Here is a 24186-nt window from a genome sequence, read left to right as displayed (position 1 = left end):
TTTTACTATTCTTACCTATTGCGCTCCATCTCTGTGCGATCGCGGAAAAAAATCGAGAAAATCACAAACTGTAACAGATTATGACAGAAAATGTCGAAAAACCTCCGTAGTCCTAGGGATTAAGATGTGTCCTGAAATTTTGCACAATACTAGATAGACTCGTAGCATAGTCCCTTAATCTGTTGTCGAGTCTTTATCAATCAACCCATAAGGATGGACGATCCCGGACGTCCACTGTAGGACGATATCTCTAGGATTTCTAGGATCCAGATAGAGTCAACAATCGCCCGTTGTCATCAATCAAGCAGCCAACATCTACCACCACGATTTGATCATCATCCCAGCCTGATGCTATGTCCCTAGCCCCTCGTTTGCCTAACCCAGGACATAAGCGTTGCCTTTCAACATCATCTTCTTAAACCCCATGAGTTGGCCGGCTGTTCAGCCCTGAGTTTATGTCCATCCCGCCCTCAAACTTGCCCCATTCCTGTTCCCAGCCTTCCAGCACAAGGATTGAGGGGCAGCAGCCAGCACTCCTCCAGGGTGGTTGTTCCTCTTGTGCGTCCTCTCTCTCGACCTGTCAGCAATGCCACTACCGGCAAATTTTTGCCCAGTCTCTCGATGGCATTTTGGTGATGCAGCTCGATCGCCCCATGGCCTGGGATGTAGAACAAACCTGCGATCGCACCTTGGATGAAATTTACCACCACCTCAAGGTTGTGGAGGTCAACGATGCCGTACTCCGGCAGTATGGCGCGACGACAAGTCAAATGCTGGGTATGGCTCAGAGTGACTTCTTTGCCCATGATCCAGAGCAAGGCAAGACTCTACTGCGGCATTCTTTAAATCAGCGACAGTTGTGCCAAGAAACCGAAGAACGTCGCTTCGATACCGGTGCTCCCATCTTCTTTGAAGTGAACTGCACGGGACTGTATAACACCGATGATCACTTCACAGGCTGTGTGCTCATCCAGCGAGACATCACCACCCGCAAGCACATGGAGCAGCAGTTGCAGGCGTCGGAAGAACGCTATCGCCAGCTCATTAGTTCTCTCGAACAACAGGTGAACCAGCGCACCCGCGAACTGACGGAAGCCTTAGCGTTTGAAGCCCTCCTGAAGCGGATTACCGATCGCGTGCGGGACAGCTTGGATGAACAGCACATCCTCCAGGTGGTGGTGGAATCCATGACAGCAGGTCTGGGTTTGATCAGTTGCAATACCGGTCGCTACGATTCTGAACAGCAGATTTCCACCGTGGTGCATGACTGCACCCACGATCGCTCCCACTCCGTACTGGGCACCATTTGGAAGATGGATGAGTTTCCCCACATCTACCATCAACTGCTGGCCCATCAATACGTTCAGTTTTGTGACTGCCATACCCTACTCGGCTGGGCCACCATTTTAGTCGCGCCCATTTATGATGACCAAGGCACTATTGGCGACATCTGGCTGATTCGGGAGCCTGGTCTACCCTTCAGCCCCTCCGAGATTCGCCTAGTGCAGCAGGTAACCAATCAATGTGCGATCGCCATCCGCCAGGCTCGACTGTACCAAGCTGCCCAGCAGCAGGTGAAGGAACTGGAGCGATTGAGTTCTCTCAAAGATGATTTTCTCAACACCGTTTCCCACGAACTGCGCACACCCATCGCCAGCATCAAGATGGCCTCAGAAATGCTAGAGCTGAGTCTATCACCGATGGATTTAGGCCATCACAGCCCTCGCATCCATCGCTATATTTCCATTCTTCAGTCAGAATCTGATCGCGAAATTGGGCTGATTAACGATCTGCTGGATCTCTCCCGATTGGAGGCAGAATCCATGATGATCATCAAAACCGTCGTCCATCTCCAGCATTGGTTGCCGCACTTGATCGAACCCCTCCAGCCACAAATTCAACGACAACAGATTCGTTTTTCCCTAGACGTCGATGCTAACTTGCCGAGTTTGATCACCGATCTTTCTGGTCTAGAGCGCATCATCATGGAACTCTTGCGCAATGCTTGCAAATACACCCGTGCCCATGAGCAAATTCGGCTAAGCGCCCAGCGCCAAGGCACCGGCGTCTGCATTATCGTCAGCAACTCAGGATCGATGATTCTGCCCCATGAGCGCGATCGCGTCTTTGAAAAGTTCTATCGCATCCCTAATGCTGATCACTGGAACCACGGGGGTACCGGGCTAGGGCTATCCCTCGTCCAACGGTTAACGGCCTATCTGGGCGGTAAGGTTTGTCTAGAATGTCGAGAACCATGGGTGCGCTTTATTGTCAGCTTACCCCTAGAGTTACCCGATCACGGTCATTCGGCCTCGTCGTGCAGCGGAGAGAACTAGGGTAAATATTTCTGCACTACGTCCCAGCCTGTTAAGGAAACGGCCAAAAATCCGATTAGTAAAGCAATATTCGAACCCACATGCAGCGATCGCGCCCAGGGTCGTTTAGGGCTGATGCGAGTCGCGCTCCAAGCCGACAGCAGGGTGATCCCCACTACGGTCAATCCGGCGGGTAAATGCACCGAATGACCTAGATTACCGTAATAGCCCACGGTGCCCAGCAAGCCCACCGAAAGCAGCAGCAGCACTAGGGTCACCAAGATGCCGCCGATGGTGTAGTGCAGGGGGCGCAGCCAAGCCGGACGCGATCGCTTTTGCCGCCGCGCCAGCAGCAGCCAGCCCCCGGAGAGTGCCAAGATTCCATAGGCCGTCACCGATAGCCCCATCGACCAGGCCGCAATCCGCCACAGCCACAAAAACGAAGGTAGATCCATCGTCGTCGTCGTACCTCCTTATGCCCCAGCAGCGATCGCCTACAGCCGTGACCGATTACTGTTGAGATTAATGCGATCGCCCAATTCCCTCAGGTTCCGCGCCATATCAGGATCCGTTTGTCGCAGTTGGGTGATTTTATCACAGCTATACATCACCGTTGTATGGTCTTTGCCGCCAAACACGTCCCCAATCTTAGGCAGGCTTAGATCCGTATGATGGCGCATCAAATACATGGCGATCTGCCGCGCCACGCTAATTTCTCGGCGGCGAGAGCTGCCCTTCAAGTCATCAATGGACACATTAAACGCTTCCGCCACTGCTGCAATCACCGATTCGGGTGTCGCTTCCACCTTCTCCGTAGGTGGACTGAGTACCGGCGCAATATTTTCCACCGTCATTGGCAGCCCCGAGATGGAAATATAGGCCACCGCCCGAATCAGCGCCCCCTCCAGTTCTCGAATGTTGGACTTGTAGTTAGACGCAATATATTCAATCACTTCTCGGGGCAGGCGCATATTTTCATACTCTGCCTTCTTTTGCAGAATCGCCATCCGCGTTTCTAGATCCGGCGGTTGAATATCAGCAATCAGCCCCATGGAAAAGCGAGAACAAAGCCGCTCCTGCAGGCGAGGAATGTGATTAGGGGGGCGATCGGAGGCTAGCACCACCTGCTTGCCAGCTTCATGGAGGGTATTGAAGGTATGGAAAAACTCCTCTTGAGTATATTCCTTGCCCTCGATGAACTGAATATCGTCTACCAATAGCACATCTACCGCCCGGTAATGCTCCCGGAAGGTTTGCATACTGTCCTTACGAATCGCGGCAATGAGATCATTGGTGAACTGCTCAGTGGAGACATAGAACACCTTGGAATCGGGATGGTTCTCAAGCCGGTAATGCCCGATCGCCTGCATCAGGTGCGTCTTGCCCAGCCCAACACCGCCACAGAGGAACAGCGGGTTAAATTCGCGCCCTGGAGACTCGGCGACCGCTAAGGATGCCGCATGGGCCATCCGGTTCGTGGAGCCGACCACGAAGCGCGAAAAGATGTACTTAGGATTCAGATCCGTTTGCTTGAGCCGATGGCTGCTCAGGGTCAGTTCTTCCGTGGGCGGTGATGTATCGGTGGCGCTGGGCCACATGGCAGCCCCCTGGGATTCGCTGTTCATGACCTCGCCCGTCTGCTGCACCGTGACATGGATCTCAATGCTGTGCCCAAGAATATCGTGAACCACATCAGCAATGGTTTTGATGTAGTACTTTTGAATCCAATTACGCGCAAATGGATTCGGGGTGCAGATCACCAAGCAATCATCGCTCAGCGTCTCAACAGTAGCCGTTTTAATCCAGGTCTCAAAGGTAGGGCGACTGAGCTGCAACTGCAGCCGCTCTAAGACCTGATTCCAGAATTGTTCCAGCACAATTTCCACTGTGTAACCTCTACTGTTGACTGATAAACGAGCAACCGCACCCAAGAGGTTGTCATTTTTGATGATGGTGACTCTAGACGATGGGGCGATGAGGGGAGACGCCGTTGCGTCTAAAGGCGTAAAAAGAACCGATCCAAGCGATTGACTCGGCGATCGCCACGCCACCCCCTAGGGGATGGTTCGGGGTGAGGAGAGGTTAAGACGTCTCTAACTTGCGTGGATGCCGTACTCATGGGGGTTGCTAAACGCTAAAGGACTGAGGACGCGTGATCATCCGTCGGGAGGTGAGGGAGTGAGACGATGATCCCTTGAGGTTGCACTGACGCGATCGCTCTCCCATTCCCCGTCACATCAAGGTATTGGAGGCGATCAAGATCATGCCTGAGACGATCATGATACGCATGGAGCAAAGAGTGGGACGACGAAAACAGGCTCACAATCGTGGCCCAGACCCGGATTCCCTCTCTCTGCGGCTTAACTAGACTACTAGATATGGGATACCAGTGTTATACGAAATATATATGTCGTGATTTTAGCGGGTCTTGACAGGGGCGAAATGGCTCAAAACAAGCCTTGAGGCACGATGCAATATCGGTTTATTGAAAATTAAGGGTTAACGTTTTCTTATCAATTCTTAAGCGATCGCATTCATGAATCGATACGCCTAAACGCTTGACAAGCTGGGAGGTTTAAGTAGTTCAAAGATGCTCCGCCAAGGCATCAACCGAGCATGATCCTCGGTTCTGTTATGAGTAGTTTAACAAGCCGCACCCCTAATTTGGAATGATCACTTGGCGGATTCTTGCCGTCATTCCTACCCCTGCCTTCCCGGCACCGATCCCTCATCACGGCGGCGGAATCTACCCCTAGGTCTCTCCCGCTGCCCGGATGCCTGGCATGACACTACCCCTGTATTGATGACCTAGTGCCCTTTGCATGTCCTCTACACAGCCGTCCGGATCACTCTTGCGGATCTAAATCGGCGATCGCTGACTTGCCCCTACATCGAGTATGCCCCGTAGGAGCGCGCCACGCTTGCCGACGTGCTGTAATGCCCTGCCCTGAGATCAGCACGATCACGCTGAAGGTTGCAGCATGATTACACTCCACTGCGGCCCGCCTCGTTACGACCTTTCCACGTCAAGAAAACCCCGGTCGTAACGGGGTTTTCTTGGCTGGCTGATCCGGCTAGCTTGGTCTAATTACGCGCTAGCCATTTTTGTCCATTCAGGCGCTGCACCGTATAGAACACCATGAGATCAAGCGTCACCCGCCGTTCATCAATCATGAACGACTCTAGGGTGCTGGGCTGAGACTTGGAATCGGCGGCGCAGAAAAACTTGGCTGCGGTAATATCAGGCTTGGAAAAGCCAATGGAAAATTGCCGCTGACCCTTGTCCCAGTTGCCCAGCACTTGCCAACAGTCTGGACTATCGCTGAGCCCGTTCACCGGCAGCTGTGCCTGAACGAACGATAGTTCGATGTCTTGAATGCCTTGATTACCTAGCGTTTCCTTGAGGTTAGGCATGAAGTGTTGCGTGATAAATTCCTCGAAGGGTTTGTCTTCTAGCTTAGGTGGCTTCTCCTTCTTGGCCTTAGCACCGTCTGACTTGGCTGGGGTGGTTTTAGTATCGTCTGACATAGCGTCGGTCCCATGCAGTTCAACATTAGCTTACGGCTTAATCCTGTTTGATTCAAGATTGTGCCTCACCATTACAGGGTATCCTCAAGACTCGATGCTTGCCTAAGGGCGATCGCCCCTGTCAACAACTTCAAATCCGTTCAGCACTACGTCGTATGCCACGTCTCTTTTCCATCTTAAAAGCATGGATTCATGCCTTGACCCATCTCATTCGCTTACCGCTGCTGGATCGTCGGATTTGGCTCTTGTCGGCAGGACGCCTGCTCTCCCAAGTGGGCAATGGTTTCACCCTGTTCTACGCCCCCATTTTCTTCGTCAACCAAGTGGGTCTCTCCGCCACCATGGTGGGGATCGGCATTGGCAGCGGCTCCATTGCGGGCATCGTTGGGCGAATTGTCGGTGGATCGATGGCCGACTCTCCCCGCTGGGGGCGGCGCTCTACTCTGCTGTGGTCGGCGGCGGTGTCGGCCTTAGCTGATGTGGCCTTGGCGATCGCCGATGATTTTCCGGTCTTCCTCGTCGGCAATTTACTCATGGGAGTCGGCATTGGTCTCTATTGGCCAGCGACAGAGGCCGTGGTGGCGGATATTGTCACCCCAGAGCAGCGCAATGAAGCCTTTGCCATTGTGCGCCTGGCCGATAGTTTGGGTCTGAGCTTGGGCGTGGTTTTTGGCGGCGCATTGATTGCCCTAACGGGTCTCTACCGCTTGCTCTTTGTCATCGATGGTCTGTCCTATGCCATCTTTTTTGTCTTGATCTATGTGGCGATCGCTGAAACGTTAAGTAATACCGATCGGGGCCGTTCCTTCTTTGCTGGCTGGGCCATTGCCCTGCGCGATCGCCCCCTGTTAGTCTATGCCGGCGTCAACATCCTGTTTACCACCTATCTCGCGCAAGTCCAGAGCACGCTGCCGGTCTACTTCAGCCGCTTTGTGTCCTTTGATGGCGTGCTGGGATTATCCGAAGCCATGATCAGCCTGCTGTTCACCTGGCACATTGTCCTCGCTGCCCTCTGCCAACTGCCTATAGCCCGTGGTCTAAAGCGATTTGGTCTCGTCTGGGCGTTGATTGGATCGGCTCTATTTTGGGGACTAGGATTTCTGTTGATTTGGTTCACCGGCGTCACCACAACCTTGGCGCTGGGATGGGCTCTGGCTGGATTGGCCGTGATGGCGATCGCCACCGATGCTTACACCCCAGCCGCCTCTGCCCTCGTCGTCGCGATCGCCCCTGAAGCCTTGCGGGGGGTCTACCTATCGATCAACTCCCTCTGCTGGGCGGTGGGCTATTTCATTGGCCCAACCCTAGGAGGATGGGTGCTCGACCAAGACCGCTGGGTGATTGATGGATTTTGGCTGGGCTCCGCCTTGAGCGTTTTGGGAGCGATCGCCATTCTGCTCTGGCTGGATCGCCTGCTGTCTCAAGCTCAGAAAACCTAGCTTGCCTAGAGTGGATCTAGTCTGCCCAGTCTAGCGATTCTGATCTAGGCTAGGATTATCGGCGATCGCTGCCCCTTGGCTAGTACGGCGCGCAAGCCTCTGGATTGCCACAAACAAGACATCAGGAGATGTCCGCCGCGCGTGTATGTCCCATCTCCATCATCAACCATTCCGACATGCCATCGTCATAGGACTTGCAGGGCATCCTAAACCTATGCAGATGGGCTACCCCTAAGCTCTGTTGTCTGAGAGAGAAGGCTATGAACACGACTCCCCTTGAGGCCTGGCTTGTGCAGGCCGTTCATGAAGCGATCGCGCCGACAGCATTAATTTCCACCCTCATCCAGACCCTGGCAGAGGACTACGGCCTTCATGCATCCATTGGAATCGCCGCCGCTGATGGATCGACAGGTGTCCATGTTTGGGCTCACCAGCAAACGACAGATACATCTTCAGAACCTCACCAACCTGCGCTTTATCAAGGCCGCCATGCCGACTGGCCCCAGTGGTTGTCACCCCAGGTAAATCCTTCCCTGGATCCGATCACAGGAGATGGCATGATTCCTATCGCAATTCCAGCTGCCCCTGCTGGGGCAGCGACCCTACCCCAGTTCATCCTCCGGCTCCATCGCCCAGCGCCAGACTCCGATCCGCCAACTGCCTGGGCTGATGAGTCACCGCAGACCCTGGCCGCCTTCACCTGTTTGGCACGACAAACCTATCTAGCCTACCTGGCCCTGCTCCATCGCCATCAAGCCGATCAGGCCCATCGCTACATTGCCCTCGTCAGCGGCATTAATCAACTGCTCAACTCTAGTCTTGATCCCGACCAGGTGGTGGATCGAGTAATGGCAGAATTGGGGGTAGTCATGGGCAGCAATCGCGCCCTGCTGATTGATTTCCGCCAGGCTTCCGCCGATCTGCTATCGGTATGGACGGCACCCCACCAATCCTGCGACCTACCGTCCCTGTGCCGAGAAGACTGGGACTTGGCCCTGGATGCCCTAGAGCAAGGCGGTGCATCCTACCTACACTTCACGGAGCCGAGCCTAGACCTAGAAGACCTGTCTGACTGGATGAGTAAAGCCGGTGCCGGTTCCCTGCTGATCATTCCTGTCTCCGTACAAGAAGACCTCTTTGGGGCGATCGCCCTCCTGGCCGATTCTCCCCATCAAACCTACTCCGTAGACCAACTGCAGGCCCTGCGCCAAGTGGCAAACCAGGTAGCGATCGCCCTCGTGCATACCCAAAACTACCTAGGACTCTGCCACGAACCCCCTAGCCCACCCATGCCCATCGAGGTGCAACCCCTCAGCGATCGTCAAGATTCCCTCACCCATTTGATGACCCGCCCCTGCCTAGAGCAAGAGTTGACCCATTTCAGCAACCGCGCCATGTGGTTTGTGCGCCCCCCCTTTAGCCTGATTCTGTGTGACCTAGACTATTTCAAGCTCGTCAACGATGTCCACGGCTACGCCATTGGTGATGAGGTACTATGCCAAGTGGCAGAACGCCTGCGCAGACAGCTTCGCCAAGGCACCCCAGCCTATCGCTACGGCGGTGAAGAGTTTGCTGTTTTGTTGCCCGAAGCCCCGCTTTCTGCGGCCATTGGCGTTGCCGAACGCCTGCGCTGGGCCATTAGCGCCACGCCGATTAAAACCTCCGTGGGTGCCTTGACAGTTACAGCCAGTTTTGGGGTTGCCCAGCAGCAGCCTGCCCGCGATCGCCATGCCATGGACGTTTTAGAGCGAGCCACCCGAGCGATCGCCGAAGCTAAATATCAAGGACGCAACTGTGTCATTGGCCATCAACTCCATCCCGCCAATCATCCACCAACACCCGACCGATGATCATGATTTGAGGCAGCAAGCTGTGCATTTTATTAGCCTAGGTGGGTACCCTATGCGAAACAGTCTTTGGATAGATACCGAGTCCCTAATACTAGGGTGTGGGCGGTCTGTAGGATGGCCCCAAGGCTTGTCCCCAAAGCATCTCAGCGTGCTCAATCTAGATCAATAATCTGTCACACCCAGTCAAGGATTGGGTATCCCCTACAAGACTGCCATTCCATCTCAAACCTTGCTCTATCAATCATTGTAGTGGAGACCTTACATCAGATCTCCCCATAGCAATAGCTCCATCTTTCGCATATAGACGTTTCTAATCACATCCCTATGGTTATCAGCAAGGACGATCGCTCCGCCGACTACTCCCCCTCTAACGTGATGGAGCGGGTCATGCTCCTCAATGTCCCCATCGACAACCTCTCGATGGAGGAACTGCTGCCGAAGCTAAAGCAGGGGGGAGTCGTGGTAACCCCCAATGTAGACCACGTCGTCAAGCTGCAGCGCGATCAAGATTTTTGCGACGTCTATAGCGCAGCTAACTACCGCACTTGCGATAGCCAGACCTTGTTCTACGTGTCTCGTTTCCTAGGTACGCCCATCAAAGAACGTATTTCTGGCTCCGACCTTTTCCCAGCCTTTTATAACCATTACAAAGACGACGACGAGGTGACCATCTTTCTCCTAGGAGCTGCCGAGGGCGTTGCGGCTACGGCGCAGAAAAACATCAACGCCAAAGCCGGACGTGAACTCGTGGTGGCTGCCCATTCGCCCAGCTTTGGGTTTGAGAAACGAGAAGATGAGTGCCAGCAGATTATTCAACTCGTGAATGAGTCTGGCGCAACGGTTCTAGCCGTGGGCGTGGGCGCACCCAAGCAGGAAAAGTGGATCCACAAATACAAAGACCAAATGCCCAACGTCAAGCTATTTTTGGCGATCGGGGCCACGATTGATTTTGAAGCTGGCAAAACCTCCCGCGCCCCAGCTTGGATTAGCAACTTGGGGATTGAGTGGATCTATCGCCTGCTTTCTGAGCCCCAGCGTCTCTGGAAACGCTATCTTGTGGATGACTTGGTGCCGTTTGGCTGGCTGATTCTCCAGCAAAAACTCCATCTCTATAAAGCGCCACACACCATCAAACTGTAGGACTTCTAAGCAAAGGACTCTTCTCCATCGATGATGATTGGATCGTTGCAGAGGAGTCCTAAACTATCCCACTGAGCCCTGATCGGTTCGAAGGATAGGAGATAGGAGGCGATCGCTCCAATCAAACATGCGCGGCGTTGCTAAATGAGACGATAAACGTTGGATGATAGTGGTGTCGCTGTTCATCAAGAACTATGCCGAAATCTACGAGCACCTACTGGAATCCACTCCTTCTAGAAAACCAAGGGCAATGGCAGCCGATCCAAGGATTAGACAACCTCGTTGAAGAACTCACCCTCAGCATTGATCAAGAAACCGGTAACTATACCCGGTTAACGAGGTTTCATCCTGGCGCTGATACAGCGAAGGCTGGCAGCAAATCCCATAACTATCCTGAAGAGATCTTTATCGTCAGCGGTCGTCTCTATGACCAAGCCTTTGATATGTGGTTGGAACGTGGTCATTATGCCAGCAGACCGCCTGGAGAAGTGCATGGGCCCTTCAAAACCGATATTGGATGTGTCGTTCTTGAAATGTCCTTTCCTCATCAAGCCCAAAAATAAGATAAGTGCAGATATCACAGGATATCGGCCTTGAGCAGGCATCGCTCTAGACTCAAACAGCTTGGCTGCACCACCAATCCAATAACACGGCACGGCACTGTAGGCAGGTCAGATCAGCCAGCAAAACAGAAATCCCAGCGCGACTTATCTCGTAGCTTTTACCGATTTGAGGGGCTGTTCCTTCTTGGAGGTGAGCGACAAAACTGTAGAGAACTTGATTGGAAAAGGAGCTATTCACGGCCCAGCCCTTAGAATTCAGAGACTGAAGCCGGGCGATCGCTTCTGGAGCTATCCCTAATTCTCGCCTCAGAACCTCAGCCGCTACGGTTGGGCGATCGCTACCCTGAGGACAGCGGCCACCGGGAAAGTCCCAGGTTTCAGCGCCCAGACCAGGACGATACATCGGCGGCGGCAGTAAGATACGATCGCCCTGGATAGGTAACACAATCAGCGAGTCGGCTTTTTCGATACGCCAGTAGTCGAGGAGGCGATCGCCCGCCTGGATATGTTCGCCAATTAAGTGAAACCAAGACGTTGATAGATCGACAAAGCGATCGCCCACCTGCCACTCGGGATCGGTCATTTCGGCTCATTCAGGTGTTGTTTCAGTTGGCTGATGGTATTGGGACTAAGAATGGCCTTCACCACCACCCGCTGGGACTCATCCTTGAGGGTTAGGACAGTCTTATCTAAATCGTGGGTGACACCGGTTTGGGGAAACTTAAGCTCAATCACCTGGTAAACAACCTCAGGAAGCGCCACCTGGATCACCACTTCATTTTGGGTTTTGGGATAGATATAGAGTTCTTGCCGTAAATTATCTAACTCCAAGCGCTGGGGCGTGATGTTGCGCTCCCCTTCCACCTTGGATTTTTGCCAATACAGCGTAATACCTCGTACCTGGGGATGCGTCACCCGAAAGGTTTCATCAAACCGCTGGGGCTCCCAGTTGAGGTTATGAAGGTCGTGGGTGGGCTGGATCAGCCGTTGTTTCCAAGAAATATCTTGATCGTGCAAATCGGCCCACCAATCGCTAATTTCTGCAAAATGGTTGGCATTGTCGGGATTGCTGCTGCCCAGTTGCCAAATAGTTTTTGCCTGCATCGCTCTGAACCTATGATGAACTCTCAACCTACGGTGAACACGAGACATCCATAATGTCTCTGGATTCAGAATAGGCTGGTCTGGAGGCAAGGTGCTAGATTTTTAAGATTTCCGCTAGAAGTTGTGGGGAGGGATGGCTAGCGATCCCCACCCACAGACGGCGATCGCTAGGTGAGGACGACGGATTGGGAGGCGATCGCTCCACAGACGGCGATCGCTTCTTGGCGGGCCCATCGGTCGGCTTCCAGAATGTCATCCAACGTGGGCGTGGCCAAGTTGTGGGCTTGGTGGCGATCGCACACCGCCTCAATCACCCTGGGAATGTCGAGGAACTGGATCTGCTCATCGATAAACAGCGCCACGGCCTGCTCATTGGCAGCATTGAGTACGGCGGGCATGGAACCACCGGCGCGACCAGCGGCGTAGGCTAGCTGCATACAGGGATATTTCTGATGATCCGGCTCTCGGAACGTCAGGTCGCCAGCTTTCACCAAATCCAGCGGTTTCCAATCGGTATACAGGCGCTCGGGCCAGGAGAGGGCATAGAGCAAGGGCAGACGCATGTCGGGCCAACCGAGCTGGGCCAGCATGGAGGTATCCTGCACTTCAATCAGGGAGTGAATAATGCTTTGGGGATGAATGACGATATCGATATGATCATAGTCGAGCCCGAATAGGTAGTGGGCTTCAATCACCTCTAACCCCTTGTTCATCAAGGTAGCGGAGTCGATGGTGATTTTGGGCCCCATAGACCAGTTGGGGTGCTTAAGCGCATCGGCAACCTTCACCGTGGGCAGTCGATCTACGGGCCAATCGCGGAAAGCACCGCCGGATGCCGTTAAAACAATGCGCCGTAGTCCACCGACAGGAACGCCCTGCAAACATTGGAAGATGGCAGAATGCTCCGAATCCGCAGGCAGCAGCTTGACGCCATGCTTCTTCACCAAGGGCAACACCACAGGGCCACCCGCAATCAAGGTTTCCTTATTAGCCAAGGCAATGTCTTTGCCCGCTTCAATGGCCGCTAAGGTGGGCAGCAGGCCAGCACAGCCGACGATACCCGTGACCACCGCCTCCGCATCGCCGTAGCGAGCTACTTCCACCACGCCTTCCTCGCCCGCCAAAATAATCGGCTGGGGATCGAGGTCAGCGATCGCTGCTTGGAGTTCGGGCAATTTGTCAGCGGCACAGATGGCCACAATTTCGGGCTTAAATTGGCGCACTTGGGCGGCCAGCATCTCCACATTGCGCCGGGCAGCAAGCCCCACAATCCGAAATTGCTCTGGATACTGATGCACAATATCCAGGGTTTGCGTCCCAATTGACCCGGTGGATCCAAGCAGGGTAATAGCTTTCACAATATCTTAATCTTATGGGTGAGCGGCCTCTCCACTATAAAATGTCGCGGATACCTTGAGTGCAAGGAATTTTTTAAGGATTGGCAACGATCGACCTCGATCCCCTAGCTTGATCCCCAGTTCGATCCAATCTCCCAAAGATCCGCCCGTCGCTTCTACCATAGAGATATAGGCGTTTCTCACGGATGACTCCTGGTATGACCCGCAATGCTGACCCGTTTAACGAGCGCGACCTGCAACGACTACAGCTTTTCATCTACTTCATTCCCGTCATGGGCTTCTTTCCAGCCCTCTGGGCGCTCTACCGACAACAGGGCGATCGCCGCCAGCAGATTGCCAGTCGCCTTTCCGTGGTGCTAGCCCTAGGCTGGGTGCTCAGTTACGCCTTGCTGGGAGCTGGGGCCCAGAGTTCTGCCAACCTCTCCTTCTCGCTGCTGCTAGCCAATAGCGTGGTCACCTCCGGCTACTTTCTCACCAGTTTTTGGCTGATGCTGCGGGTGTGGCAACGTAAACCATTATGGTTGCCCGGCGTCAGTGATATTGGCGATCGCTTGCCTTAATGGGCTGAACAGGATTCAATAGCGATGGCAGTCTCATCCACCGCAGTTAGCCCCCGCCCGGCAAGTTGAGCGGAATGGGTTGCTGAAAGATGGTAGGTTCTGAATGCATTCGATGTCCTGGATCCAACTTATGGATATTTTCAATAAACTTACGTAAGCTGTAGCATTAGATTCTCGATCGAGGACATCGTGTCTCCACAGAAACACTCTCATTCATCTCAGGGGTCTAAACGATTTTCAACGCGATCGCCCAAGTCTCGTCGGTGGCGATGGCTATGGATGGCGTCGGGTCTCGTCGGTGTCGCGATCGTTTCAGCGACAGCCGGAGCCTTCTTGGCGGCAACCCTAGCCAGTACACCTTTGCTACAAAGCCAACTCAGCCCGGAAGATGCTGATGCCTTTGACCAAGACGGTATTTCCAGCGGCGAAACCTTTCAATTGCCCAAGCTCACCCGCCCGGTCAACATTCTTGTCCTAGGTGTAAAAGTTCTGAGTTCCGACGTCGAGAATCCACCGCCGGAAGTGCGCGACTTGGGCTATCACGCCTTGGTCAACTCCTTTGATGGTCTCTCAGACACCATGATGCTGGTGCGATTTGACCCTAGAGATAACACCGTCACGGTACTTTCCCTACCCCGCGATACCCGCACCTTTGTGGACGGTGTGGGAGTGACCAAGCTCAACGACGCCAACGCCTATGGTGGCCCAGCCCTAGCGGCTCGCTCCGTCAGCTACCTGCTGGGCGATATCAGCATCGATCGCTACGTGCGCATCAACGTTCAGGGTGTGGAAAAGCTGATTGATGCCCTCGGCGGTGTGACGGTCTATGTGCCGCAAGATATGCGCTATCAAGACGATAGCCAGCACCTTTATATCAACCTAGAAGAAGGGGAGCAGCATTTAGATGGTGAGCAGGCCATGCAGTTCCTTAGATTCCGCTATGACCAGTATGGCGATATTGGTCGCGTGCAGCGGCAGCAAGCCTTTATGGGTGCCTTGATCGAGCAAACCCTCAGTCCGGTGACCCTAGCGCGGATGCCGAGAATTTTGTCGGTCATTCAAGACAATATTGATACCAATCTCACGGTGGAAGAGACAGTGGCGCTGGTGGGTTTTGCAAGCACAACCCAGCGATCGGATGTGCAAATGCTGATGCTGCCCGGTGATTTTAGTCTATCCGGTGAGTATGAGCTGAGCTATTGGCTGCCCAACTACAACGCCATTGATGCCATGGTGGATCAATATTTTGTGCGAGGGCAATCACAGGATCTGGTAGAACCACGTCGTCTACGCATTGCCATCCAAGACACAATGGGGCGACCGCGCAGCGTCAGCCGCCTGCTTGATAAGCTCTACGATGCTGGCTATGACAATGCTTATCTGGAAGCCAATTCTACAGAACCCCTTGCAACCACCCGGATTATCGTTCAGCAGGGCGATACCCAAAGTGCTGAAGAGCTGCAGCGGGTGCTGGGCTTTGGCGATGTGCGAGTGGAAAGCACCGGCGTGCTGGATTCGGACATTACGATTCGGGTGGGCGAGGATTGGTTGGAAAGCGATCGCCCCTAGTTAGACGACCCCAGGGGGATCGAAAGCCAGCCTGCTGCAAAACCTGGCACAATAGACGACAGATGTATTACGTTGGTCTGCCATGCACGCGCTTTCAATTCCCACCTGGATTATTCATGTTTCTAGTGTGATTGAGTGGATCGTCGCCATTTGGCTCATTTGGGTCTACAGCGGCGTTAGCCAAAATCCAGCATGGCGCTATCTGGCGATCGCCATGTTGCCTCTGTTAGTGAGCGCGATGTGTGCCTGTACCTGGCACTTTTTTGATAACCCGCTGAATCTCGAATGGCTGGTGACGCTACAGGCGGCCATGACGGTGGTGGGTAATTCAACGGTCTGCGCTGCGGCTTGGTGGATCTGGCGATCGGCAAAGTTGACCACGCCGCCTAGTTCGTAAGATCGCTGTGGCCAGTCTGCTTGAGACATCTCCCAGCAGGTGGACTCAATCTTGTTGCAGGGTGTTGTTAGATATGGCTGCAACTACTGTCTTGTGAGCTTTTCATGCGTTACGGCTTCGCCTAACGCATTCTACTGATATTAACTCATCTTACCTTTTAATAGGGATATTTGTTTACATGTTGGACAAGTGTTTAGCGATCGCCTTTCTCAATCGAGGATGATTCTGCGGAATCCTGAGGATCATAGCCCCTAGCCTCCAAGGCATCCGTCAGATCGCGAGCTAGATACAGCATTCGGATAAGCAAAGGCACGAGGAGACGAACGGGGTGGCGATCGCATCCTCGGGCTTGCTGGGCTTCTTGGATAGCCTGGAGTTGTTCCAGTAGAACAGGGATAAACCGAATCGCGATGGCGATCACTAAGCTGACTTGGGCTGGATTGATGCCGATATGGCGCAACGGTGACAGCCAGCGTTCTAGCAGCGCTAGCATATCTGAAACCTTAGTTGTGCTGCTCACCACAATCGCCAAACCCACCAACGCCAAAAGCCGGAGAGCGATCGCCAGTCCTATCTGCCAGCTCGTCAGCACTCCATGCAGCACCACAATCGCTAAGACAATGACAACCAGCGGCCGCAGTTGTTGCCAGATGCTTCGTCCTGGCAGGTGAGCGATCGCCATCAGGGTGATCACCAGCCCCACAACTCCGAGTAAGATAAGCCAATCCTGCACAAAAAACAGGCCCATACCAGCAATCGCTAGACCCAAAACCTTCACTCCTGCGGGTAAGGCATGGATGGGCGATCGCCTGGGCACGTAGAGACCTAGAGCCATGTCATCTGCTCCACGTAGGCCGGGAGGGCGATCGCCGGCGGTGCGTCCATCACAATTTGCCCGTTATCAAACAGCAGGATGCGATCGAAATCCTGGAGTAGATCGAGGTCATGGGAAACCACGACGATCGGTTGGGATAGATTCCATAAAATACGACGGATATGATTGCGGTTGCGTAGATCGAGTAGGGTCGTGGGTTCATCGAAAATCAAATACCTAGGCTGCATAATTAAAACAGCAGCGATCGCCAACAGTTGCTTTTGTCCGCCGCTCAGCAAATGGGCCGGATGGTCGCGCCAGTCCTTCAATCCATACTGAATCAGCATGGCATCCACTCGCTGCTGAATCTCGGCGCGCTTCATTTTCAGATTCGTCAACCCAAAGGCTAGGTCTTCCGCCACGGTCGGTAAAATAATTTGATGATCGGGATTTTGGAATACAAACCCCACCTGCCGCCGCACCGCCTTAGCCTGGTGGCGCGTATCCAGACCATCCACCCGCACCCAGCCCGCATCTGGCACAATCAACCCATTCAGCAAGCGGGCAAAGGTGCTCTTGCCAGAACCATTGCTGCCAATCACCCCAATGCGCGGTTCCGTCAGCGTGACGGTAATGTCGTGCAACACTCGGCGATCGCCAAATGCATGGCTCACCCCGCATAGCTCAATCACCCAACCCTCCCATCCCAGACCCTAACCCATGCCTCAACTACTCTATGCTATCGGGCAATGGGCCCAGAGCGATCGCTCCTAGCTTAAGGTGATCGATGGAGGTCGCCTGAGATGGTTTCCAGCAGACGGCGATCGCATCCATGCTTTACAATAAAATACTTGATGACATTCGACTTCGACAAAACGCCGCTATGATTTCTCTGCTCAATACCCAAGACCTCAAGCGAGATCTTGACACCTTGTCGCTACGCCTGGGTAAAACCCAGGACTATCTTTGACGTCCCTGCTCTGACGGCCAAAATCCACGATCTAGAGCAGATTGCCTCCCAGCCAGACTTCTGGGATGATCAAACCCGTGCCCAGCGCACGCTGCAAGAATTAAACGACTGTAAATCCCATCTCGATCAGCTCGACCAATGGCGATCGCAGCTAGAGGATGCCCAAGCCGTCCTAGAGTTGTTGAGCGTGGAGCCCGACGATGCCCTGCTAGAAGAAGCCTGCGCCACCGCCCAGACCTTGCAAAAAGCGCTCGATCAGTGGGAACTGCAGCAACTCTTGTCTGGAGAATACGACCAAAACGGCGCGGTCTTGAGTATCAACGCCGGGGCTGGCGGCACCGATGCTCAGGACTGGGCAGAAATGCTGCTGCGTATGTACACCCGCTGGGCAGAGCAGCATGGCTATAAGGTGCAGTTAGCAGAATTATCTGAAGGGGATGAGGCGGGCATTAAGTCGGTCACTCTAGAAGTTGAAGGACGCTACGCCTACGGATACTTGAAGGCGGAGAAAGGCACCCATCGCCTGGTACGGATTTCGCCGTTCAATGCCAACGATAAACGCCAAACCAGCTTTGCGGGTGTGGAAGTGATGCCGATGTTGGATGAATCGGTGACCCTCGATATTCCTGAGAAGGATTTAGAAATTACCACCACTCGTTCTGGCGGTAAGGGCGGTCAAAACGTCAACAAAGTAGAAACGGCAGTGCGGATTGTCCATATTCCCAGTGGTTTAGCCGTTCGCTGCACCCAAGAGCGATCGCAGCTCCAGAATAAGGAAAAAGCCCTGGCATTACTGACGGCCAGACTCTTGGTAATTGCCCAAGAACAGCGAGCTAAGGAAATCTCTGATATTCGTGGCGACATGGTGGAAGCAGCCTGGGGCAACCAAATTCGCAACTATGTGTTCCATCCCTACCAAATGGTGAAAGATGTGCGCACCAATGTGGAAACGACTGCCATTGATGATGTGATGAACGGTGACTTAGATCCGTTTATCGAAGCCTATCTGCGCCAAGAAAATCAGATGGTGGAAGCATCTAGCTCTGTCTAGTCAATCTATCGGTACAATCTCTATGCCAGCCGACCTGAGTTTACTTGGTTTGGCTGGCATCATATTTAGGCGGATCACATCGTGAACTTGTTTAAGGAGTTTTCTGGGTCAGACATTACTGTACTCCTCAGGTTTACACTGACTGTAAAGCTTTGTTGAACGATCTGCATAACACCCTTCAACAGCTGTAATATTGCGAGCATGTTATGTATAACTATATGAATTAGGCTTTTATTAAGAGCCTGCTCGTTAGAAAACCCTAAAAGCGGCATAATAGGCTGATCAAAATCTACATAACACCCCAGAAAGAGTAGCTATCCAGACAATATTCAGCCTAGTCCATCTTGGTGAAGGCGATATTCAACGATGATCTAGCTAGTTGCCTCAATCGTGAGGGTTGATAACGATAAAAGAGAAGGTGTTCAGTATAAACAATAGTTAGCCTTTCAAGGTTAATTCGTCATATGCTCCGTAAAGTGTCTACCGGTCGCATTCTCAAAAACGACTATCCATCGCTACTGATGCTGATATGCATCGGCGTTATATGGGTCGCTGCCATCGGCGGAGGCATTTTCGGCTTTCTTCCAAAACGCCGGGGCGGAGGCACGGTCGAAGTTGATTCCACAATGATGATGATTCTGATCGTCGTTGCAGTTATCGTCACTCTGCTGCTTGGCTGGCTCGCTGCGAAGCGTATCGATGACATTAAGCGAGTTATCCGAGTCGGCCCGGAGGTCAAAGGTCATATTCAAAGCATTACCTTTTTCAAAGATCGTGGCCGCGTGGAGTACGAGTACCAGCACAAAGGGCAAACATATCAATCAGGCAACGCGATCTGGAAAAATCGCAAAACAACTCGGCTTCAAAATGGAGATGAAATCACTCTGATCGTTGATCCTAAGAATCCGTCGCGGGCATTCATTGCGTCACTCTACAGTTAATGGTCGTTCCGCACAGGCTAACAAGTGCGATCGCTGATCTTGTAGGGTGTGTTCCCTACTGTAATTCCTAGCACACCACTGGTAGTTTTTTGGGAACGCACCATGCTCATAACTCAACCTCCTTAAGGCAAGTCGTCACAATTAGGTAGTTTGAGGTGCTAGTCAAAGTAGTACAGTAAACTTACTCTTTGAGAGTAAAACATAGGTGAATACTCGTGGCGCTTTTCAGTCGGCTCCTGAATCTCAATACCGGTAATATCCCGCTAGAAGATTTCTTCACTGAGTTAGTCGCTTACCTCTTCAGCACAGACAAGGAAATTCTCTATGCTTGGCTCAACCATTTAAACATATTGGATACAAGCATTGATTTGGATGCCTATGTTTCAACACAAAGAAAGTTTGAGCCTCTTGATAGCCATCGTTTGGGTAGCCGCCCTGATATCGTAATTGAGCTAGCTGATACTCAACGTCGTAGCATCATCTTTATTGAGAGTAAAATTGGCTCTCAGGAAGGCGACAAGCAGCTTTCAAGGTATGCAGAGATTTTGCATGGAATTCCAGGGTTCCAGCACAAATTTCTTTTGTACATCACTCGTGATTTCGATCCGAAAGCTCAAGCAGATGTGTTCAAGACTATTGCTCAACCTACCGTTCAGTTCAGGCAACTGAGATGGCATCAGTTCTATCGGTTTTTGAAAACTCAAGCAGATACAATGCTTGTTCAAGAAATTATGATATTTATGAGTGAGTATCGCATGGCACATAACAACCAGTTCTCCTCTATTGACGTGATTACGCTAGCAAATTTCACGAAATCACTAGAACTGATGGATGAGACAATGTGGGGGGAAGTGAGTCAACGCTTTAAGAAAGTTTTAGGAGCCATTAAGCAAAAGTCTACCGCACTTACCCAGATTCAATGGCATGGGCGGTATTTAATGACTGCCTCGATGCCAAGTGGAAGATGGTGGTGCGGACTAGGTTTTATTCTCAAGACATCACATTTAACTGATTACCCAACAGTACGTCTCGTACTTGAAGTAGATCCTAATTCCCATCGTCGAGCAGAAATTATTGAAGCAATGAAAGATATTTGCGAACAATATGGCTGGAAAGGTTATAGCTTAGATAGCTCAAAAGACTGGGCAGGAATAGTTCGAGAAAAAAGTTTGCAGGATTTTCTTTCTGAAGAAGACCATGTGGTAGCGATCAAAAGATTTTTCCTGCAGGCACTCGATGAGTTAGAAAATATCAAAGATCAGTATTCAAGCCTTCCTTGGGTAGCAATTCAAGACAATGGAGAAAACTCTGATGATGGGTTACCAGATACCTAACAAATCGTTATGGGAGTAAGGTGAACATAACCTTAGATTGTGAATGAACTGCGAGTGTGAGCGTCTTGCCCACGGTTTCTTAGCGAAAATTCTATCGCCTCCAGCAACGCCAAAACAGCCCTGGTTTTGGCTCAAGAAGCATAGGAGAGCATGATGAACAAACTAAAAATTTACCCTTGGAACTTAACAGAAGATCTGGAAGTCCATGAAAATATAGCTACTCATATGAATAAAACCTAGCCTAGGGCCTCTCAAATATAAAGGAGGATAGTATGCCAGTACCTGCAGAATACCAGCGTGCTTCAGATGACTTTTATCATTATCTGGTAGATGCACGTGACACAGCCAGCCTCTGGAGTACCCATGTAACCTACACCATGACACAAGGCGTCTTTCAGACGTTTCGCTGCAGGCTTTCCATTGAAGATGCCATATTATTTGCGAACGTACTGCCAATTTGCTTGAGGGCACTTTTTGTGACCGATTGGGATACGAAAGAACCGCAAAAGTCCTTTGCAGATCGTGAAGAGATGATGAGAGACGTCAGATCATTGCGGGAGGACCATAATTTTTCGACTGAAACCGCCATTAAAGATGTAGCCGCTGCTCTGAGACGACATGTGGATGAAAAAGCCTTTGATCACGTACTTGCTCAATTACCAGAAGGGGCAATAGATTTCTGGCAAGTATAAAATATGCTCTACCTGACGGCTGCTTCACCCTGTGTCATTGCTTAACGTTGAGGAAACAATGCCTGGATTGGGAGCGATCGCTGTCCGGTCATGGTGATGCTTGTTTTGACTTAGGCGATCGCCCCCAGCCCATAGCGCCCTGAAGATAGGTTAACCCTACTGTAGATAAAAATCCAACATAGGCGATCGCTTGGGCCAGATACAGCGTTTGGGTATAGCCAAAAAATGCTTTGAGTAAGATACCGGGAAATTGGCGATCGGGAAGAATCTGGCTCAGATCCCAGACTTGTGGCCCTAGAAGACAGGCACCACCGGGGGCACAGAGATTTGACCAGGCGGGATCGTAGAGAGATAAAAGCTGTAGCGCCGCATCTAGATGTCGTAAAGCCGAAACGACGAGACCGGCCACAATCAGCAACAGCAAGACCCCCATCACCTGGAAAAAGCGCCGCAGGTTAATCTTGATGCCCAGTTGAAACAACAGGGTACCGATCACCACCGCACCGGCTAGGCCAGCGATCGCTCCCGCCACCGGCACCCAGCCCTGCTGAAACTTGGCCGCAATGAACAGCACCGTCTCAAAGCCTTCCCGCAGAACCGCGATGGCAATTAGCGAAAATACGCTCCATCCAGCGGCTAGCCCTGTACGATCGACGGCGCTGGAAATGGCTCCTTCCACATCCGCCTTCATCGACTTGGCCTGCTGGGTCATCCAAATTAACATCCAGCTCAGAAGGGCGATCGCCGCCAGCTCAAATCCACCTTCTAACGCCGGTTTAGCGATCGCTCCATAGCCCTGCTCCGCCTGAGATAGCTTGGTCAGCAACGAGAGCAGCAGCGCACCGATTACAAGGCTGCCTGCCACCCCTGCCCCAATGCCGCCATAGACCCAGCCATGGAGGCGCGACTGATTGGCCTTTTGTAAGTAGGCCATGACAATGCCCACCACCAGCGCTGCTTCCACACCTTCACGCAATGTAATCACAAAAGTCGGCAAGGCCGCTGTCAGATCGGTCATACTAGTAAATTCTGAGATTTTATGGCATGGGGGCATGGCCCCAGTCCCGTAAGATATTGTAACGAGTTTGAGGGTGGTCTATTGGTCCACCGCTCAAGTCCCACAGGAGCGATCGCATTTTGGTAGACCTACAGCCGTCCGAATTAGACCCAACCCCCGCGCCCGATTGGCAGCAGGGCGACCTCATTTCCCTAGACATTGACGACCTCAGTTCCGGAGGCGACGGGGTCGGACGCTGGCAGGGTCGGGTCGTCTTTGTGCCCGACAGCGTTCCCGGAGACCAGGCGGAGGTGCGGCTGGTGCGGGTCAAGCGCCAATATGCCCATGGCAAGCTGCGCAAGGTGATCACCCCATCGCCCCATCGAGTGCGGCCAGCCTGCATTGTGGCGGATAAATGCGGCGGCTGTCAGTGGCAGGTAGTCAGCTATGAACAGCAGCTTCAGTCGAAGTATCAACAGGTGGTGCAGGCCCTAGAACGCATTGGCGGCTTAGAACATCCGCCGGTGGATCAACCCCTACCCTCTGCCCCCCTGGCCTATCGCAATAAAGTCACCTATCCCCTAGCCATGTCTGGCGAGAAGGTGCAGGCGGGCTACTACCAAAAGGGTAGCCATCGCTTGGTCAACCTCAACCAATGTCCCGTCCAGGACGAGCGCTTAAATCCCCTCCTGGCCGAGATCAAGCAAGATATTCAGCGGCGCGGCTGGCCCATCTATCGCGAAAAGCCCCATCGTGGCCTTCTGCGTCACGTCAGCTTCCGCATTGGGCGACGCACGGGGGAACTGTTGCTGACCCTGGTGTCCACCGATTGGGATATTCCTGGCATTGAGGAACAGGCCCACCAATGGCTCAACCGCTACCCAGACCTAGTGGGCGTCTGTGTGAACCTGAATGGCGATCGCACCAATGCCATTTTTGGCCCCGAGACCCGCTGTGTAGCCGGGCAGCATTATCTAACGGAACAGTTTGCCAATCTGACCTTCCATATCCAGTCCACCACCTTTTTCCAAGTTAATACCGAGCAAGCCGAGGCGCTGCTGAATGTCATCCTGGAGGAACTGGCCCTAACTGGCACAGAGCGCATTGTGGATGTCTACTGCGGGATTGGTACCCTAACCCTGTCGATCGCCCAACAGGCCGAATCCGTGATTGGCATTGAGCTACAGCCGGAGGCCGCAGAGCAGGGCCAGGATAATGCCATCCTCAACGGTATTGCCAACACCGTTTTCCTCGCTGGCTCGGCAGAGCGGTTACTCGCAGAAACGGTGCGATCGCTCTCCGCGGCCCCAGACGTGATCCTGCTTGATCCGCCCCGACGCGGCTGTGACCCGTTCGTGCTCGAAACCTTACTGGAGGTGATGCCCGAGCGGATTGTCTACGTGAGCTGCAACCCCGCCACCCTCGCCCGCGACCTAATGCGGCTTTGTGAAAGCGGCTATCGCCTGGCCCGCGTGCAGCCCGTGGATTTCTTCCCCCAAACCGCTCATATTGAATGCGCGGCCTTTCTGGTACGGCGTTGAAACCAGGGAGAGAGGTCGCGCCA

The 24186-nt window shown here is 52.8% G+C and carries 22 protein-coding genes; 13 read left to right on the top strand and 9 right to left on the bottom strand.

The window, feature by feature from the left end:
* Positions 1-455: 455 nt before the first annotated feature.
* Positions 456-2336, top strand: a complete 1881-nt coding sequence (locus tag JUJ53_RS11260; protein WP_204152107.1) for an ATP-binding protein — start codon at positions 456-458, stop codon at positions 2334-2336.
* Here JUJ53_RS11260 and JUJ53_RS11255 read toward each other — a convergent pair.
* From JUJ53_RS11255 to JUJ53_RS11245, 3 genes are all read right to left on the bottom strand, one after another.
* Positions 2333-2770 carry a DUF4079 domain-containing protein gene (locus JUJ53_RS11255; RefSeq protein WP_204152106.1) on the bottom strand — a complete coding sequence of 146 codons (438 nt, stop codon included), beginning with the start codon at positions 2768-2770 and terminating at the stop codon, positions 2333-2335. The two genes, JUJ53_RS11260 and JUJ53_RS11255, sit on opposite strands and share 4 nt — an antisense overlap.
* Before the next feature lie 39 nt (positions 2771-2809).
* Positions 2810-4201, bottom strand: a complete 1392-nt coding sequence (dnaA, locus tag JUJ53_RS11250) for a chromosomal replication initiator protein DnaA (RefSeq protein ID WP_204152105.1) — start codon at positions 4199-4201, stop codon at positions 2810-2812.
* 1198 nt (positions 4202-5399) lie between these two features.
* On the bottom strand, positions 5400-5843 hold the full coding sequence (locus tag JUJ53_RS11245) for a DUF2996 domain-containing protein (RefSeq protein WP_204152104.1): 444 nt from the start codon (positions 5841-5843) through the stop codon (positions 5400-5402).
* A 155-nt stretch (positions 5844-5998) separates the two neighbouring features.
* On the opposite strand from JUJ53_RS11245, the gene JUJ53_RS11240 reads away from it, so the two are divergent.
* The 4 genes from JUJ53_RS11240 (at position 5999) to JUJ53_RS11225 (ending at position 10835) form a co-directional block, all read left to right on the top strand.
* Complete coding sequence (locus JUJ53_RS11240) at positions 5999-7282, top strand: MFS transporter (protein ID WP_204152103.1); 1284 nt, start codon at positions 5999-6001, stop codon at positions 7280-7282.
* 260 nt (positions 7283-7542) lie between these two features.
* Positions 7543-9132, top strand: a complete 1590-nt coding sequence (locus tag JUJ53_RS11235) for a sensor domain-containing diguanylate cyclase (RefSeq protein ID WP_204152102.1) — start codon at positions 7543-7545, stop codon at positions 9130-9132.
* Between the two features lie 324 nt (positions 9133-9456).
* On the top strand, positions 9457-10272 hold the full coding sequence (locus JUJ53_RS11230; RefSeq protein WP_239124982.1) for a WecB/TagA/CpsF family glycosyltransferase: 816 nt from the start codon (positions 9457-9459) through the stop codon (positions 10270-10272).
* A gap of 194 nt (positions 10273-10466) precedes the next feature.
* Positions 10467-10835, top strand: a complete 369-nt coding sequence (locus JUJ53_RS11225; protein WP_204152101.1) for a cupin domain-containing protein — start codon at positions 10467-10469, stop codon at positions 10833-10835.
* A gap of 52 nt (positions 10836-10887) precedes the next feature.
* Here JUJ53_RS11225 and JUJ53_RS11220 read toward each other — a convergent pair whose 3' ends face one another.
* From JUJ53_RS11220 to dxr, 3 genes are all read right to left on the bottom strand, one after another.
* On the bottom strand, positions 10888-11418 hold the full coding sequence (locus JUJ53_RS11220) for an NUDIX hydrolase (protein WP_204152100.1): 531 nt from the start codon (positions 11416-11418) through the stop codon (positions 10888-10890).
* A complete protein-coding gene (locus JUJ53_RS11215) occupies positions 11415-11939 on the bottom strand; it encodes a hypothetical protein (protein ID WP_204152099.1) in 525 nt (174 codons plus the stop codon). The genes JUJ53_RS11220 and JUJ53_RS11215 overlap by 4 nt, the downstream gene beginning before the upstream one ends.
* A gap of 167 nt (positions 11940-12106) precedes the next feature.
* Complete coding sequence (gene dxr / locus JUJ53_RS11210; RefSeq protein WP_204152098.1) at positions 12107-13297, bottom strand: 1-deoxy-D-xylulose-5-phosphate reductoisomerase; 1191 nt, start codon at positions 13295-13297, stop codon at positions 12107-12109.
* Between the two features lie 185 nt (positions 13298-13482).
* On the opposite strand from dxr, the gene JUJ53_RS11205 reads away from it, so the two are divergent.
* The 3 genes from JUJ53_RS11205 (at position 13483) to JUJ53_RS11195 (ending at position 15823) form a co-directional block, all read left to right on the top strand.
* Complete coding sequence (locus tag JUJ53_RS11205; RefSeq protein WP_239124981.1) at positions 13483-13857, top strand: hypothetical protein; 375 nt, start codon at positions 13483-13485, stop codon at positions 13855-13857.
* Between the two features lie 279 nt (positions 13858-14136).
* Positions 14137-15426, top strand: a complete 1290-nt coding sequence (locus tag JUJ53_RS11200; protein ID WP_204152174.1) for an LCP family protein — start codon at positions 14137-14139, stop codon at positions 15424-15426.
* 82 nt (positions 15427-15508) lie between these two features.
* Positions 15509-15823, top strand: a complete 315-nt coding sequence (locus tag JUJ53_RS11195) for a DUF2499 domain-containing protein (RefSeq protein WP_204152097.1) — start codon at positions 15509-15511, stop codon at positions 15821-15823.
* A 193-nt stretch (positions 15824-16016) separates the two neighbouring features.
* Here JUJ53_RS11195 and JUJ53_RS11190 read toward each other — a convergent pair whose 3' ends face one another.
* Positions 16017-16658 carry an energy-coupling factor transporter transmembrane protein EcfT gene (locus tag JUJ53_RS11190; protein ID WP_204152096.1) on the bottom strand — a complete coding sequence of 214 codons (642 nt, stop codon included), beginning with the start codon at positions 16656-16658 and terminating at the stop codon, positions 16017-16019.
* Entirely contained in the window at positions 16649-17329 is a 681-nt protein-coding gene (locus JUJ53_RS11185; protein ID WP_343327938.1) for an ABC transporter ATP-binding protein, read from the bottom strand. The genes JUJ53_RS11190 and JUJ53_RS11185 overlap by 10 nt, the downstream gene beginning before the upstream one ends.
* 191 nt (positions 17330-17520) lie before the next feature.
* On the opposite strand from JUJ53_RS11185, the gene prfB reads away from it, so the two are divergent.
* The 4 genes from prfB to JUJ53_RS11165 all read left to right on the top strand — a co-directional run bounded on the left by prfB (position 17521) and on the right by JUJ53_RS11165 (position 21625).
* Positions 17521-18658 (top strand): peptide chain release factor 2 gene (gene prfB / locus JUJ53_RS11180; RefSeq protein WP_343327937.1). Its coding sequence is split into 2 segments (ribosomal slippage): positions 17521-17604 and positions 17606-18658, totalling 1137 coding nucleotides; the frame shifts between segments, so codons are not numbered across the junction.
* Positions 18659-19122: 464 nt separating this feature from the next.
* Positions 19123-19599, top strand: coding sequence for a DUF3592 domain-containing protein (locus tag JUJ53_RS11175; RefSeq protein ID WP_204152094.1), 477 nt, complete (start codon positions 19123-19125; stop codon positions 19597-19599).
* A 215-nt stretch (positions 19600-19814) separates the two neighbouring features.
* Entirely contained in the window at positions 19815-20933 is a 1119-nt protein-coding gene (locus JUJ53_RS11170; RefSeq protein WP_204152093.1) for a PD-(D/E)XK nuclease family protein, read from the top strand.
* A gap of 272 nt (positions 20934-21205) precedes the next feature.
* Entirely contained in the window at positions 21206-21625 is a 420-nt protein-coding gene (locus tag JUJ53_RS11165) for a DUF2267 domain-containing protein (RefSeq protein WP_204152092.1), read from the top strand.
* Positions 21626-21713: 88 nt separating this feature from the next.
* Here the strand turns inward: JUJ53_RS11165 and JUJ53_RS11160 are convergent, their stop codons facing one another.
* Complete coding sequence (locus tag JUJ53_RS11160) at positions 21714-22643, bottom strand: FTR1 family protein (RefSeq protein ID WP_204152091.1); 930 nt, start codon at positions 22641-22643, stop codon at positions 21714-21716.
* A 119-nt stretch (positions 22644-22762) separates the two neighbouring features.
* Here JUJ53_RS11160 and rlmD point away from each other — a divergent pair, with 119 nt between their 5' ends.
* Complete coding sequence (rlmD, locus tag JUJ53_RS11155; RefSeq protein WP_204152090.1) at positions 22763-24163, top strand: 23S rRNA (uracil(1939)-C(5))-methyltransferase RlmD; 1401 nt, start codon at positions 22763-22765, stop codon at positions 24161-24163.
* Positions 24164-24186: the final 23 nt, after the last annotated feature.

Origin of the sequence: Leptolyngbya sp. CCY15150, assembly GCF_016888135.1 — a bacterium.
GTDB lineage: Bacteria > Cyanobacteriota > Cyanobacteriia > RECH01 > RECH01 > RECH01.
The sequence above is the reverse complement of the archived record's forward strand: the minus strand, read 5'-3'. Positions and strand labels throughout refer to the sequence as shown.

Bases quoted from the DNA above. Each gene is read 5' to 3' on its own strand.
- JUJ53_RS11160 (WP_204152091.1), bottom strand. From the start codon at position 22,643: ATGACCGATCTGACAGCGGCCTTGCCGACTTTTGTGATTACATTGCGT.
- JUJ53_RS11235 (WP_204152102.1), top strand. From the start codon at position 7,543: ATGAACACGACTCCCCTTGAGGCCTGGCTTGTGCAGGCCGTTCATGAA.
- JUJ53_RS11200 (WP_204152174.1), top strand. From the start codon at position 14,137: ATGGCGTCGGGTCTCGTCGGTGTCGCGATCGTTTCAGCGACAGCCGGA.
- JUJ53_RS11255 (WP_204152106.1), bottom strand. From the start codon at position 2,770: ATGGATCTACCTTCGTTTTTGTGGCTGTGGCGGATTGCGGCCTGGTCG.
- JUJ53_RS11220 (WP_204152100.1), bottom strand. From the start codon at position 11,418: ATGACCGATCCCGAGTGGCAGGTGGGCGATCGCTTTGTCGATCTATCA.
- JUJ53_RS11260 (WP_204152107.1), top strand. From the start codon at position 456: ATGTCCATCCCGCCCTCAAACTTGCCCCATTCCTGTTCCCAGCCTTCC.
- JUJ53_RS11165 (WP_204152092.1), top strand. From the start codon at position 21,206: ATGCCAGTACCTGCAGAATACCAGCGTGCTTCAGATGACTTTTATCAT.
- JUJ53_RS11195 (WP_204152097.1), top strand. From the start codon at position 15,509: ATGCACGCGCTTTCAATTCCCACCTGGATTATTCATGTTTCTAGTGTG.
- JUJ53_RS11225 (WP_204152101.1), top strand. From the start codon at position 10,467: ATGCCGAAATCTACGAGCACCTACTGGAATCCACTCCTTCTAGAAAAC.
- JUJ53_RS11205 (WP_239124981.1), top strand. From the start codon at position 13,483: ATGACTCCTGGTATGACCCGCAATGCTGACCCGTTTAACGAGCGCGAC.
- JUJ53_RS11230 (WP_239124982.1), top strand. From the start codon at position 9,457: ATGGTTATCAGCAAGGACGATCGCTCCGCCGACTACTCCCCCTCTAAC.
- JUJ53_RS11245 (WP_204152104.1), bottom strand. From the start codon at position 5,843: ATGTCAGACGATACTAAAACCACCCCAGCCAAGTCAGACGGTGCTAAG.
- JUJ53_RS11215 (WP_204152099.1), bottom strand. From the start codon at position 11,939: ATGCAGGCAAAAACTATTTGGCAACTGGGCAGCAGCAATCCCGACAAT.
- JUJ53_RS11190 (WP_204152096.1), bottom strand. From the start codon at position 16,658: ATGGCTCTAGGTCTCTACGTGCCCAGGCGATCGCCCATCCATGCCTTA.
- JUJ53_RS11175 (WP_204152094.1), top strand. From the start codon at position 19,123: ATGCTCCGTAAAGTGTCTACCGGTCGCATTCTCAAAAACGACTATCCA.
- JUJ53_RS11240 (WP_204152103.1), top strand. From the start codon at position 5,999: ATGCCACGTCTCTTTTCCATCTTAAAAGCATGGATTCATGCCTTGACC.